The organism is Paraburkholderia nemoris, from assembly GCF_905221015.1.
In the GTDB taxonomy this organism is placed as follows: Bacteria; Pseudomonadota; Gammaproteobacteria; order Burkholderiales; family Burkholderiaceae; genus Paraburkholderia; species Paraburkholderia nemoris.
Genome location: NZ_CAJNBO010000001.1, coordinates 367932 through 380441 on the forward strand (window position 1 = coordinate 367932; position 12510 = coordinate 380441).

General features: G+C 61.1%; 14 protein-coding genes. 4 read left to right on the forward strand and 10 right to left on the reverse strand.

Annotated elements, in window-relative coordinates; all coding sequences use genetic code 11:
• Positions 1 to 10: 10 nt before the first annotated feature.
• The 5 genes from KHO33_RS01635 to KHO33_RS01655 form a co-directional block, all read right to left on the reverse strand.
• Positions 11 to 1162, reverse strand: coding sequence for a CmpA/NrtA family ABC transporter substrate-binding protein (locus tag KHO33_RS01635; RefSeq protein ID WP_200561891.1), 1152 nt, complete (start codon positions 1160 to 1162; stop codon positions 11 to 13).
• Between the two features lie 10 nt (positions 1163 to 1172).
• Positions 1173 to 1748 (reverse strand): ANTAR domain-containing response regulator, encoded by a 576-nt coding sequence (locus KHO33_RS01640; protein ID WP_054036012.1) that lies wholly within the window; start codon positions 1746 to 1748, stop codon positions 1173 to 1175.
• A gap of 178 nt (positions 1749 to 1926) precedes the next feature.
• A complete protein-coding gene (locus KHO33_RS01645) occupies positions 1927 to 3723 on the reverse strand; it encodes a tetratricopeptide repeat protein (RefSeq protein WP_236074647.1) in 1797 nt (598 codons plus the stop codon).
• A 98-nt stretch (positions 3724 to 3821) separates the two neighbouring features.
• A complete protein-coding gene (locus KHO33_RS01650; protein WP_200561889.1) occupies positions 3822 to 5927 on the reverse strand; it encodes a S8 family serine peptidase in 2106 nt (701 codons plus the stop codon).
• Between the two features lie 357 nt (positions 5928 to 6284).
• Complete coding sequence (locus KHO33_RS01655; RefSeq protein WP_200561888.1) at positions 6285 to 7523, reverse strand: cyanate transporter; 1239 nt, start codon at positions 7521 to 7523, stop codon at positions 6285 to 6287.
• 269 nt (positions 7524 to 7792) lie between these two features.
• On the opposite strand from KHO33_RS01655, the gene KHO33_RS01660 reads away from it, so the two are divergent.
• Positions 7793 to 8536: a GntR family transcriptional regulator gene (locus tag KHO33_RS01660; protein WP_234480410.1), complete on the forward strand. Its 744-nt coding sequence runs from the start codon at positions 7793 to 7795 to the stop codon at positions 8534 to 8536.
• Between the two features lie 168 nt (positions 8537 to 8704).
• On the opposite strand, the gene infA is transcribed toward KHO33_RS01660, so the two are convergent.
• From infA to KHO33_RS01675, 3 genes are all read right to left on the reverse strand, one after another.
• Entirely contained in the window at positions 8705 to 8977 is a 273-nt protein-coding gene (gene infA / locus KHO33_RS01665) for a translation initiation factor IF-1 (protein WP_012427521.1), read from the reverse strand.
• A 130-nt stretch (positions 8978 to 9107) separates the two neighbouring features.
• A complete protein-coding gene (locus KHO33_RS01670) occupies positions 9108 to 9389 on the reverse strand; it encodes a hypothetical protein (protein ID WP_093635985.1) in 282 nt (93 codons plus the stop codon).
• A 570-nt stretch (positions 9390 to 9959) separates the two neighbouring features.
• Positions 9960 to 10178 carry a hypothetical protein gene (locus KHO33_RS01675; protein WP_028194708.1) on the reverse strand — a complete coding sequence of 73 codons (219 nt, stop codon included), beginning with the start codon at positions 10176 to 10178 and terminating at the stop codon, positions 9960 to 9962.
• 349 nt (positions 10179 to 10527) lie between these two features.
• On the opposite strand from KHO33_RS01675, the gene KHO33_RS01680 reads away from it, so the two are divergent.
• Positions 10528 to 11172 (forward strand): helix-turn-helix transcriptional regulator, encoded by a 645-nt coding sequence (locus KHO33_RS01680; RefSeq protein WP_054036018.1) that lies wholly within the window; start codon positions 10528 to 10530, stop codon positions 11170 to 11172.
• A gap of 6 nt (positions 11173 to 11178) precedes the next feature.
• On the opposite strand, the gene KHO33_RS01685 is transcribed toward KHO33_RS01680, so the two are convergent.
• Positions 11179 to 11580, reverse strand: coding sequence for an OsmC family protein (locus tag KHO33_RS01685; protein ID WP_200562299.1), 402 nt, complete (start codon positions 11578 to 11580; stop codon positions 11179 to 11181).
• A 39-nt stretch (positions 11581 to 11619) separates the two neighbouring features.
• Between KHO33_RS01685 and KHO33_RS01690 the strand changes: the two genes are divergently transcribed.
• Both KHO33_RS01690 and KHO33_RS01695 read left to right on the forward strand, forming a co-directional pair.
• Positions 11620 to 11814 carry a DUF1653 domain-containing protein gene (locus KHO33_RS01690; RefSeq protein WP_054036020.1) on the forward strand — a complete coding sequence of 65 codons (195 nt, stop codon included), beginning with the start codon at positions 11620 to 11622 and terminating at the stop codon, positions 11812 to 11814.
• An 86-nt stretch (positions 11815 to 11900) separates the two neighbouring features.
• Positions 11901 to 12095, forward strand: a complete 195-nt coding sequence (locus KHO33_RS01695) for a YqaE/Pmp3 family membrane protein (RefSeq protein WP_028194701.1) — start codon at positions 11901 to 11903, stop codon at positions 12093 to 12095.
• Between the two features lie 44 nt (positions 12096 to 12139).
• Here the strand turns inward: KHO33_RS01695 and KHO33_RS01700 are convergent, their stop codons facing one another.
• The gene (locus tag KHO33_RS01700; RefSeq protein ID WP_200561887.1) at positions 12140 to 12439 is read right to left on the reverse strand and encodes a 2Fe-2S iron-sulfur cluster-binding protein; all 300 of its coding nucleotides are present in this window, start codon (positions 12437 to 12439) and stop codon (positions 12140 to 12142) included.
• Between the last annotated feature and the right edge of the window lie 71 nt (positions 12440 to 12510).

Genomic DNA, 12510 nt, shown 5'->3' on the forward strand with positions numbered 1-12510 from the left:
AACCACATCGCTACGCGCGGATAGTGAAGCTCCGCGCGTAAGCCGTGGGTTCCGTGTCGCTACCCCACACCTTGCCGTCGATGAGCACTTGAGAGCACTCGTCGCCCGGCACTACTACACCGACGCGTGCTGCCGCCTCACGATACAACTCCGTCTGATTGATGTGCGCCGCGATTTCCGCGTAATCCGCGCGTGGGTCGATCATCCCCCAGCGTTCGAATTGCGTGAGGAACCAGGCACCGTCGGATGTTCGCGGATAATTCACTGCGCCGCTGTCGAAGAACCGCATGGGCAAACCCCGCGGCGCCGAGGCCGCGATCTCGTTGCCGAGCCGCGCCGCAATCAATGCTTCATCGATACCGATAAATTCGGGCCGCGCGAGCCAACGGGCAATCTCCTCGCGATGCCCCGCACCGTCGAGCCAGCGGCACGCTTCGAGCATGGTCTGCACCAGCGCTCGTGCCGTGTTCGGATTCGTGCTGACAAAATCGCGCCGGCACGCCAGCACTTTCTCGGGATGATCGGGCCACACTTCGCTCGTGTAAGCGACCGTTCTGCCGACACCTTCCGCTTCAGCCATTGCATTCCACGGCTCACCGACACAGAAGCCATCGAGCCTTTCTTCCGAGAGCGCGGCGACCATTTGCGGCGGCGGAATCGCCACGCTCTCGATATCGCGCAACGGATGCACGCCTTGGGACGCCAGCCAGAAGTACAGCCACATGGCGTGCGTGCCGGTGGGGAAGGTCTGTGCGAACACCGGCTTGCGCTCGAGCGTCGCCAACGCCTTGGGCAGGGTGCCGTGTTCGGCTAATGCGTCGGTGAGACGGTTCGAAAGCGTGATGGCCTGGCCGTTGCGATTGAGCACCATCAGCACGGCCATATCCGTTTGCGGACCGCCGAGGCCGAGTTGCACGCCGTAGACGAGACCGTAGAGCACATGCGCCGCATCGAGGTCGCCCGACAGCAGTTTGTCGCGCACGGCGGCCCATGACGGCTGTCGGCACAATTCCAGCGTCAAGCCGTGGGCGTGGCCGAATTCGAGCAGCTTCGCAGCGACGAGCGGTGCGACATCCGCTAGTGCGACGAACCCGAGCCGCAGATGGGTCTTCTCGAGCGGAGCAGGCGCGGACGATGGGGCGAGGGAGCTGGGAGAGTTCATGTGCGGCGCTTCATTTTAGCGAGTCGGCCGCCGCGACGACGGCGCGCGCGACTTCGGCGAGTTTGACGCCCTGGTTCATTGCGCGCTTGCGCAGATTGGCGTAGGCGGCGTGTTCCGTGATCTTCAGTTGATCCATCAGCAGGCGTTTGGCGCGATCGATCAACTTGCGTTCGGCTAGTTCATTTTCGACTTGCGCGAGGCGTTCGCGCAACTCCGATTCCTGTGCGAATCGTGCGAGGGCGACTTCGAGGATCGGCGCCAGTCGTTCCGTGGCGAGCCCTTCGACGAGGTAGGCCGTGACCCCGGCGCCGACCGCGTCGCGGATCAACTGCTGGTTTGCATCGTGACTGAACATCAGCACCGGACGTGGCGCGGTGGCGTTCATCACCGCGAGTTGTTCGAGCGTGTCGCGCGACGGCGATTCCGTGTCGATGATGATGACATCGGGCCGCTCGCTCTGAACCACGCGATGCAGCGCCTGCGGCGTTGCCGTGCCGGCCAGCATCTCGTAGCCGAGTCGTGCGAGGGCATCGCGCAGATCGCCTATCGGCTTGTCGGTATCGGTTACGAGGAGAACACGCAGCATGGGGTGTGGTTTATCGACGGCTGACTACTGGTAAAGCAACGTGTATGCCAGTGCAGGACGATTACGCTGAAGGCAACGCGATCATGGGCTTACAAATAGTTTAGACAGCAGGAGCTGCACCCGTACGGGGCATGCGCAAGGCATGCACCGAAGCGGCGCACGAGGTATGAACATTGTTTTAATGACCGCAAGGGCGGGCTGCGGGGGTGTCACGCCACAGTTGCAGCGCCGCTCGCACTTCTTTGACAACGGGGTCCCACTCGCCCAGTTCCTGCTGCCGGAATAGACGCATTGATGGATACCATGGGCTATCGGTTCTGTTGGTCAGCCATCGCCACTCAGGGTAGGCTGGCGCGAGCAACCAAACGGGGAGCCCGGCCGCGCCGGCAAGATGCGCGACGGATGTGTCGACGGTGATCAGAAGATCGAGCGTCTGCAATATCGCCAGGGTGTCCGTGAAATCGTCGATTGCGGGGCCGAGCGTATGCAAGTCGTATTCATGCGCCAGGCCTTCGCTTTCGCGCTCGCGGTCGCCTTTTTGCACTGAATACCAGGTTACCCCGGCAAGACCAAGCAGGGGCTTTAGCGTAGCCAGCCGGATTGACCGATAACGGTCGAGAACGTGGTTCGGGTTGCCGGCCCAAACGATGCCGACACATTTGTTTTTGGCTTGCGTGGTGTCTTGTGGAACTGCTTCGATCTGAGTCTTCCAATGACCTAGTTTTTCCGGCGTTGCCGCGAGGTAGGGCATGGCAATCGGAAGCATGGGTAAATCGAGGTTCATATGCTCCGGCATCCTTAGCATATGGCACCAGTAGTCGTATGGACCGGGAGGCGGGGTGGTGAATACGGTCTGGACAGCTGTCATGCTCGCAGCCAGCCCCGCGATCGGCCGACTGACCAGCACATCTACCAGTGCACCCTGACGATTCAGCCAGTCGGCGAATCTGAGGAACTGGATTTCATCACCGCACCCCTGTTCGCCGACGAGCAGGAACCGGCACCCTTCGACGGGTTCGCCATGCCACTCGGGGAAATCCGGGCGAATCCGCTCGTGTTCCGTGCCGGGGAGTTCGTAAAACCATCTGTATCGCTTCCAGCCTTCTTCGAACTCACCAAGGGCCAGGTGCACGCCAGCGAGATGAAACTGCAGGTATGGGTTGTCCGGCAGAAGCCGTGCGGCTTCGATACTATGCGGCCGACTTTCGACGACGTTGCCAGTGATGCTGAGTGCTCTTGCTGCGTTGTGATGCAGAAGGGGGTGTAGCGGATTGATGACGAGACCTTGCCTGGCCACGCTAAGCGCATCGCTGAAGCGGTCGTGAGTGTTCAACACGTAGGCGAGTGAATTAAGCGTATCGGCACTGTCGGCAATACGGGTTCTGACCTGTCCGATTGCATCATCGAGCGCGCGACTATGGCCGGCTTTAGCCAATGCCGCGATCCGGTCGAGTCCGTCTCGCGGGCTTGCTGGGTCGAGCATCCACGCTCGTTGCCAGTAGTCTGCAGCTTCCTGGACCTTCCCGAGTTCCGTGCAAATTCGGGCCAACGCGCGAACGGCGTGGTGTCCTCGCGAATCGATCTGAATGGACTTTTCATAGTGGGTGGTTGCCTCATCGAGACGCCCGGACAGTCGCAGGCAGTCGGCAAGGTTCCGATGAAGACTGGCCGTGCCGCCAGTCAGGCTGATCGCACGGCGATAGGACACTTCAGCCGATGCATGGTCGCCCTTCAACGCGGCAAGCAGGCCCGCGTGTTCCCACAATTCAGCCCGCTCAGGGGCTGCTTGCAACGCCTGTTCCAGGTATCCGCGCGCACGATCCATTTCGTCCGTATGAACACAGGCGAGGCCCATACGGTGCAGCGCATGCGCGTCGTGCGGGCGCACGGCGAGCACCTTGCGGTAACCGATCATCGCCTTGGTCATACGTCGCGCGGAAAAATGGGCATCTGCGCGCGCGACGAAAGCGTTCACGTCTGCGTCATCGTGATTCATTGCTTGCCTGTGGATTGTCGGAAGTAGGCCCCTGCAATTCGCAGTCGCGACACAGGGGCAATGCTGGCTTAGCCGATCTACTGCGTGTACGTGGCCAGAAGAGAAACGCCGCTCAGTTTTGTGCTGGCGCTCAATATGCCGTAGTAAGTTCCGGCTACCGGGTTGGTGATCGTGCAGGTGGCGGCGCCACCTCTCACCATGACGGACTCACAGTCGGGACGGAGCGAGGAGGGCGTCCCGGCTCTGACATACAGCGTCGCGATCTGGCTGGCTGTTTCTGGCGAAAGGGTGAACGTCAGGCTCTTGACGCCCGCGGGAACGACCAGAGCGTAATTCTGCATATCGCCGTTTTTCGCTGAGATCGTCAACGGAACACCGGCGCTTAGGTCCGTAAGGGTTGGAGGAATGACCTGAAACGGGCGCGTCAGCCTGCTAACGGCCCCGGTGCTATCCGTCACTGTGAACGTGATTTCGTACGTGCCCGGATAGTCATAGTTCGCATAGGGCGCGACAGATTGCGTGCGGACCATGTCTGGACCGCCCGTGCCGAAATTCCAGGCCCATGACTTGATCGGCGCACCCCTGGCAGTGGACAGGTCCTTGCATGTCACCTGCATGATCGTCGCAGCTTCCGAGCACGTGAAATCCGCTGCCGCTGGAATTTTTCCAGACCGGGCGGCAATGACAGTCGCATTCGCATCAAGGATGCCTGAGCCGATCGGTTGATCCGGTTTGCCGTTGGGAAACGCTTGCACATTCTGTGTCAGCAGCGCTCTCATCTCCGCGGAGGTCAGCGGCGCGGGCGCGACTGATTGAGCGAGTGCGATAACGCCGCTCACCATCGGCGCGGCCATCGAAGTACCGTCAAGGTACGCATAGCCTTCGCTGCCCGGCGCGGCGGTTCCGTTGTTGTAGGTGGACCAGATCGAATCGCCAGGAGCGGCGATATCAACAGTCTGCCCATAGTTCGAAAGAACCCACTTCAAGCCGGGCCGATTGCTGCCGCCGACGCTGATAACGTTCCGGCAGTTCGCCGGCGTGAAATTCGTTGCGCTGCTGCCATTGTTGCCGACCGCTGCAACGACAACGGCGCCGCGACTGGCTGCGTAGTCAATTGCGTTCTGAAACGTCATTCCGCAGGAACCCGCACCCCCAAGGCTCACGTTAATGACTTTCGCCGGGTAGGCGTTGGTGGGGACACCCGACACGCTGCCACCGGCGGCCCACGTCACGCCGTCAGCGACATCGGACGTAAACCCTCTTCCGCATGCATTCATGACCCGGACCGGGACAACCTTTGCCGCCGGCGCAACGCCGGCTATGCCGATGCCATTGTTGGTCTGCGCGGCCATGATCCCCGCAACGTGAGTGCCGTGCCACACGACTTCGCATGTCTCTGTCGTGATACCCGGATTCGTGCCGTCGCCACCGCGATTGTTCGCGGTGAAATCGTACCCCGGCAGGATGTTGGCATTCAGATCGCTATGACTGGTTACGCCGTTGTCGACCATCGCGATCACAGTTCCGGAACCGCTAGCCATGTCCCAGGCGGGCTCCGCCCGTATGCCCGCAGTGGTGACGCCGGGTTTCTGGTTCGAGCTTAAGCCCCACTGTCTGCTGTATTCCGGATCGTTTGGCGCCATTGTTACGGACATCGGTGTATCGGGCTCTACATATTCGACGTCAGGGTCCGACGCAATGGCGCGCATGAATGCTTTGGCGTCCTTGACGTTAAGCTTGCGTTCCGTTGTGACCACATCAGCCCCTATGCCCATGCGGCGCACATGGCGCGCTTTCGCGGGGAAGGCATTCGTTAGCCGGTCAAGTCTTGACTGGACCGCGGAGGTTGAACCGCGTTCAACGCTGCCGGTTTTGTATTTGACAATGAAGCGGTCGTTGGACGCGTCGGAAGCCAGGCCGCTCGTGTTCATCTTTAAGGACAATTGCAGAGGAACAGTGTTTGATGCCGCCGCTAATGCCGCTGTCTTTTCCAGGGGCGGTGTTGGTTCGGACGTTATATCGTCGCCAACGTTTCCGCCGCATGCAGCGAGTGCCAGCGAAAGCGACATACAGGCAGCGTTTTTCAATGCATGGCGCGCGCCTCCTTTGAACCACAGCGCGCTAAAGTAAGCCGTTGTTCTACGAGAGCCGTTCCGCACGCTCTCATCTTTCTTTTGATTCACGGTTTTATTCCCGGTACGACATACAGAAATGATTGCCCCTGTTTTTATGAAGCAGTCGTACTGCGGTCATCAGCGGTGCCAAAGCCATAGGCCGTCCTTTGGCCAGCCGGCACAGGCTATTTTTCGGGTCGAGTTAAGATTCCTAACTAATGACCGTTGGTGACGGCTGCGTGGTACGTGACCTTCTGCGGCTGTTAGTCAGCCGGTCAGGTTCTTATGTTTGGACGCTATAAATAGCTTAATGAAGATAATAAATAGCCTGATTGATATAAACAATCAGGCGTTTCTATTTCTCGGTCAGATAATTTACCTGCCGTGTAGGGCCATCGACCTGCACGCACGCAGCATGTCAACGCATCAGTTCCATTTCGCGTAACTGCGAGGCGAAAAGAAGACGCTCACGACAATCATGGCGGCAACGCTAACGGCCAGCATGACCCAGGCGGCGCCGAAACCGCCAGTCCAGCCCCGGACCATGCCGGCAAAAACGGGCGTAATGGCCGCTACAACAAAGCCGACACCTTGCGTAAACGCGACAAGCTTGCCGGCCACGCTGTGGTGTGCCGAATGATCCATAGCGGTAACGAGCGTCAGCGAGAAAGTGCCGCCAAGCCCGGCGCCGGCAATGGCGACCCACACCAGCGGCGCGGCATCTGGCCAGAAGATCAAACCAAGCAGGCCGACCAGTTGCGCCGACAATCCGAGGATCAACCACGGGCGTCGATCCCGGAACGGTGCGGCAGCAAGAGGCAGCAGTAGAGCGGCCGCGGCCTGAAACACCGTCATGCCTGCAAGGAGCGAACCGCTCTCCGCGACACTCGCGCCATGCTGTTGGTAGAACGCCGGCAACCACGCGACGAGCGTTGTATAGCCGCCGTTAACGATCCCGAAGTACAAGCCAAGCGTCCACGCACGCCGCTTGCGCCAAAGCGAAAAAGCGATCGCGTCTGCCGGAGCGCGCTGTGCCGCTGAGCCGTGCGAAGGTCCGCGGTTCAAACCCAGCCAGCACAGCAACGCCACGAGAGCGGGAATCGCCCATACTGCGAGCCCCGCATGCCACGACCCCATCGCTGCGCTCACCCACGGACTCAAGCGTGCCCCGAGGCCGCCGCCGCCCATGATCGACGCTGAGAAAACTCCCATCGCCAACGGCACGCGTGCAGGGAAGCGCTGCTTCAGGACGGCGGGCAGCAGCGCCTGAATCGCCGCGACACCGACGCCCGCGAGCGCTGCCGTCGCAAGGAGCGCAGCGCCGCTGGCGGTCGACCAGCGGGCGCCGCAGGCAAGCGCGATCGCCAGCAAGCCGAGCGCAACGCCGCGCGTTTCGCCGATTGACCGGGTTAGCGCGCCCGCGCCGAATGCGCCGATGCCCATCGCGACGACCGGCAGGCTGGTCAGCAACGACGCGCCGTAAAAGCTCAAGCCGGTTGCATCGCGGATCGTCGTCATCAGCGGGCTGATCGACGTCAGCAGCGGCCGCAGATTGATGCCGATCACGACAATCGCGCCCAGCCATAGCGCGTCTCGCCATGTGAGTGCGTGGGAGGCGTCGTTGGCATGGGCTGGGGTCGGGCTGGCGCCGGAGTGCGAGTTCACAATGGACCTGAATGCGAGAGTGGGCGACACCTTGCAAGCGGGAAGAGAACGCTGCGTGGCGCTGCGCGACCGGCGGCGGCAAGGCGGATGAGGAGGCGCGAACAGGGTGAAAAACACCGTGCGCGACTATTTTGGTTAACCATAATACCATGGCATGGTTAACCATTTGCCTGATGCCCGGTATAAGTCCGAGCGCCTGCGAATGGCGTCGGCCACCCCGCGTCGCTACAATGCCGGGCGATATCGCTCCGTTCTCCATTACTGAACTCATGGTCTCCCGTCCCCCGCGTACGCCGTCCACCAACCCCGGCACACCTATCCGCAGCGCGCCCGAAGACGACTCGATCACCGTCGAAGAGCGCATTTATGCGTCGATCACCGCGGCATTGCTGCAAGGCCGTCTACGGCCGGGCGCGCAACTGGTCGAGCGTGATCTCGCCGCGGCGTTCGGCTGCACGCGCGGCGCGTTGCGCAAGGTGCTCGCGCGCCTGGGTTTCGAAGGCAAGCTGGTGCTCGAGGCGAATCGCGGCGCGTTCGTGCCGTCGCCATCCGAGGAAGACATTCGTCAGGTGTATCGCGCCCGGCAGATTGTCGAGGCGGGCATCGTGGCGGCTTTGTGCGGGAGTTTGAGCGCGGCTCACAAGCGCCGCTTGCGCGCCCATGTGCGCAGCGAAGAGAAGGCGTCACACGCCGGCACCGTCGAGGAGTCCGTGCGGCTCGCGGGCCAGTTTCATGTGTTGTTGACGGAATTGGCGGGCGGGACGGAATTGCTCGGCCTCGTTGGGCAGCTCGTCGCGAAGACCGAGTTGTATAAGGCGTTGTTCGACCCGTCGAAGGGTTCAGCCTGCTCGGCGGACGAGCATTTGCAGATTATCGAAGCGCTCGATGCGGGAGACCTGCATGCGGCTCTCGCGGCGATGCGTGAGCATCTGTCGGAACTGGAGGAGCGGGTGGTCGAACAGGTGCGCAAAAGCGCCGCAGGAGCAGATCTCGGTGCGGTGTTCGGGGTGTAGGAAGGGGAGGTAACGCATGCGACGCCGCGGCGCGCCGCTCAGACTCGAGTCAACGAATCAAGCCGGAGAAGGCGCGCGAAAGGCTTCGCGAACAACCAGATGGCAACAATTGACCACGCCCGGACCGGTCATGAAACAACTCAGGAAACGGTCAGCGTGCCGCCCGCCTTAACGGCGACGGAATTGCGTATTGCGTGCGCCGCCGCCACCGGTGGCGCGCTCGTCTTTGTGACGGAAATTGATCCGGCCCTTGGTCAGATCGTAAACCGACAGTTCCAGCGTCACGCGGTCGCCCGCGAGAATACGGATGTGATTCTTGCGCATACGTCCGGACGCGTAAGCGCCAACCACGACGCCGTTGTCGAGCGTCACGCGGTAACGACTGTCCGGAAGTACTTCGTCGACGATACCGTCAAGTTCAAGCAGTTCTTCTTTCGCCATGCATAACTCCTGGTCGATGGGATAAGTGGGTGTTGGCCGCGCGGTTAAGCCCGGCGCAACATCTGATACGGTTGACAGTTGGCTTTCAGGCCAGCTGCTGCGGCATCAGCTGATTCGCTGATAGTACCGCTCAAAGATCGGCGACGGACTGGCCGTCTACACGGCCGTCGATCAATTGCTCGGCGTGGGCCATGCACGCAATGCGCGCCTTGCCCGTACCGTCGAACGGAAACAGATACTGCAGACGGAACACACGCCCGTCGGCGGCCGGATTGGCGCCCACGCGGCAGATGCGCACCGACGCGTCGTAACCTGCGTCCGGATTGCGGCCCGTCTGACCGTCCGCCGGGCGGCGCGGATAGACGAGCGGGTGAATTTCGTAACCCTTGTACGTCTTGACAACTGAATTCATGAAGCACGTGTCCTGTATTACGTGGCCGCCGTGTCACGCGTGTTACGCGCGGCACGACAGACCCGGCAGCGCAGCACCTTGGGGCGCGCCGCCATGGAAAAAAGGTTGGCACAGGCCCGATGGCAAGGGCATGAGCGCGGCCGCGCAAAATCGCGGATTCGATGGAGAAGAAACACGCTGATGTCGCGCAGACATCGGGCGCGTAAAAGCTGAACCACTCAGCTGCACAACTCGCGACGGCGAATGCAGGCGGCGCATTGCCGGAGTGACGGGATCGCTGACAGGCAGCGGTCGAACAGTCGGGGGTGGTGCGGAGACGCCGATTGATGCTGTGCTTGGTACTGCCGCTTGTGTTCCCGCGCTGTATTCCCAATAGTGCGGATGCGGAATACAGCTATTCCAATATGATGCACTAAATGGGGCTAATTGGATAGCAAAAAGTTCCGCGCGCGGGCAAACCGCCCAGCCGGCGGGGCTTTGGGCGAAAAAGAGCTGCCGCGAACGGCGCGCCGGGGCATGAGCGGCACGCCGGGTGTGAGGTCGCGCCGTGAGGGCGAAGGTGGGTGAGTTTCAGCGGGTGGTTTCGGCGACGCGCTTTTGCAGCTCGCGTGAAGCGGCGAGCGGAATGCGCGCATCATCCCAGCCGGCGAGCCATTCGACTTCCTTCGAGGTAAAAATCTGTCCGTGATTGCGCAGCGTGTATTGCAGCGAATCGATGATGTGATTGCGGATGATTTCGGGCGTGCCTTCGTCATCGAGCACGGCGCGAAACGCTTCGAGCGTGGCCATCTGTTGCTCCGTGAAATAGTTGGTTCTTTTATCGCACGAAAAAAAAGCGCCCGCCAAGCGAACAAAAATCCCTGGGTGCGGATGCAACAACTGGAACGGGCAAACGGCACGCCGTCGAGTGCCCATCATGGCCCTGTGCGTGATGCGGCCCCGCAATAAAATAACGGCTGCGCGGGCGCCGTGCCGTCGCGGTCGTCGCTGGCGATTGGGGTCGTTACAATGGCGAGTTGCAGCGCGCGGCTGTCCGGCATTGTTGTGCTTGCCTCGCCTGCCGGCTATAACCCCGGGGTCTCTTTTAGCTTAATCAGGCTAAAGCGGCCCCGCCTCCCTGGAACACTGCGATTTCTCAATGCGCAAGACAACCGTCTCTCCTGTGAAAGACCTGCTGCTGGACCGCTACGCACCCATTGCAGACGGCATCGCGGCCTTGTTCTATCCGTGTGCCGAAGTCGTGATTCACGACTTGCGTGATCAGACTATCGCGTATCTTGTGAACAACCTGTCGAAGCTCGAAGTCGGTGGCCCCTCGGTGCTCGATGAAGTCCACTACGCGGCACGCGGCCGGACGATCGGGCCGTACGAGAAGCTCAACTGGGACGGTCGCCGCATGCGCTGCGTGAGCAACATCCTGTTCGACGACGAGGGCAAGCCGGCCGGCATGCTGTGCGTCAACTTCAACATCGCAGTGTTCGAAGATGTGCGCTCCACGCTCGATCTGTTCATCAAAGGCGGCAATCTGACGGATGCGCCCGCGGAGGAGCTGTTCCGCGACGACTGGCAGGACCGCATCAACACGTTCCTGCACACCTGGCTGCGCGAGCGGCAAATCGGCATCAATGCGCTCACGCGCGAACACAAGCGGGAAATCGTCGAGGCGCTGCATGCGCAGGGCGCGTTTCGCGGCCGGAGTTCGGCGAACTATGTGGCTGCGGTGCTGACGATGGGCCGCGCCACCGTCTATAAGATTCTGAAGCAGATGAAAGAGGGCGGTTGAGGGATCTCAGGTCATCGTCGTGTCGATTCGTGTTCCCCGTTTGATGAATACCGTGACCGGCGTCTTCTCGCAGATTTCGCCAAGGCGCTTGCGCTGGCTGTCGTCGAGAGGCCCATCGACGGATACGGTGCGCCGAATGTATTGACCGCCGTCGCGCTCCACGTGTAATTGCGTCTCGACCTTGATCCGGCCGCCCGGCCATGCTTTCTTCTGCATGTACATCCTCAGCGTTACCGCAGTGCATGCCGCGAGACCCGAGAGGACGAATTCGAAGGGGGCCGGGCCGCTATCCTGGCCCCCTTCGCGCGGCCCTTCATCGCCGAGCAGGCTGTGTGTGCCCGCATCGATCTTGACGACATAGTTGGGTGAATCTGCGTCCGAGGTGGCGGTTGCGATCGCGAGAGTCATCATTGTCCTCATGGATGTCACTTCAAAAGGAGTAGTTGAATGGTGCGTTATCGACACTACAAAGGCGGCATTTACGAACTCGTTTGCGAGGCCACGCTCGAGTCCGATCCGACGGTCACGATGATCGTCTACAAAGCCAGCAATGGTACGATCTGGACCCGTCCGGCATCGGTGTTTTTCGAGCTGGTCGAAGTCGACGGTACCAAGGTGCCGCGCTTCGCACCGATCAACTAGACTGCCTCGTTCAGGCCATCGTAATCGTCAGCACGCTTGCGCTCGAAGAACGTGTGCCGCCAGATCAACACAAACAGGAAATCTGAATGCGTCTTTTGCTTGCCATCATTCTGCCGTGGTTTCAATTCTTCACGATCGGCCGGCCCTTTGCCGGCATCATCTGCCTGATCCTGCAGATCACGCTGATTGGCTGGATTCCGGCCGCGATCTGGTCGGTGTATGCACTGAGTCAGTACAACACCGACAAGAAAATCGCCCGGGCGATGGGCAACGGCCGGTAAGGCCGAATGCGATGCCGGCAACGCCAGGCGCTGTCCTGGCGTTGCTATATTTCGATCGCGTCCGGCGCCTCGATCACCACATCGGTTTCCGCGATCGCCACACACGGCAGGATGTAGCCTTCCGCTTTTTCTTCCCGGCTGAGACCCGGCCATTCGATCGTGTAGCGCACGCGTCCCGCCGTCATTTTGCATAGGCAGGTGCGGCATGTGCCGTTGCGGCACGAGCGTGGCAGACGCAGATTCGCAAAGCCGGCGGCTTCGAGGATCGTCAGCGAATCGGGCGCTTCGAAGCTCTGGCCGAGCGGCTCGACGCGAACCAGAGGTGGGCGGGTAGAGTCGGACATCGTGTGAATCGGTGACGGATTGCGCCACACTTTACACGTTCACGCCAAACGCCCAGGCTCCGGCGCCGCCA

Coding starts and splice junctions, on each gene's coding strand:
- KHO33_RS01635 (WP_200561891.1), bottom strand. CDS start 1,162: ATGAACTCTCCCAGCTCCCTCGCCCCATCGTCCGCGCCTGCTCCGCTC.
- KHO33_RS01640 (WP_054036012.1), bottom strand. CDS start 1,748: ATGCTGCGTGTTCTCCTCGTAACCGATACCGACAAGCCGATAGGCGAT.
- KHO33_RS01660 (WP_234480410.1), top strand. CDS start 7,793: ATGGTCTCCCGTCCCCCGCGTACGCCGTCCACCAACCCCGGCACACCT.
- infA (WP_012427521.1), bottom strand. CDS start 8,977: ATGGCGAAAGAAGAACTGCTTGAACTTGACGGTATCGTCGACGAAGTA.
- KHO33_RS01670 (WP_093635985.1), bottom strand. CDS start 9,389: ATGAATTCAGTTGTCAAGACGTACAAGGGTTACGAAATTCACCCGCTC.
- KHO33_RS01675 (WP_028194708.1), bottom strand. CDS start 10,178: ATGGCCACGCTCGAAGCGTTTCGCGCCGTGCTCGATGACGAAGGCACG.
- KHO33_RS01680 (WP_054036018.1), top strand. CDS start 10,528: ATGCGCAAGACAACCGTCTCTCCTGTGAAAGACCTGCTGCTGGACCGC.
- KHO33_RS01685 (WP_200562299.1), bottom strand. CDS start 11,580: ATGACTCTCGCGATCGCAACCGCCACCTCGGACGCAGATTCACCCAAC.
- KHO33_RS01690 (WP_054036020.1), top strand. CDS start 11,620: ATGGTGCGTTATCGACACTACAAAGGCGGCATTTACGAACTCGTTTGC.
- KHO33_RS01695 (WP_028194701.1), top strand. CDS start 11,901: ATGCGTCTTTTGCTTGCCATCATTCTGCCGTGGTTTCAATTCTTCACG.
- KHO33_RS01700 (WP_200561887.1), bottom strand. CDS start 12,439: ATGTCCGACTCTACCCGCCCACCTCTGGTTCGCGTCGAGCCGCTCGGC.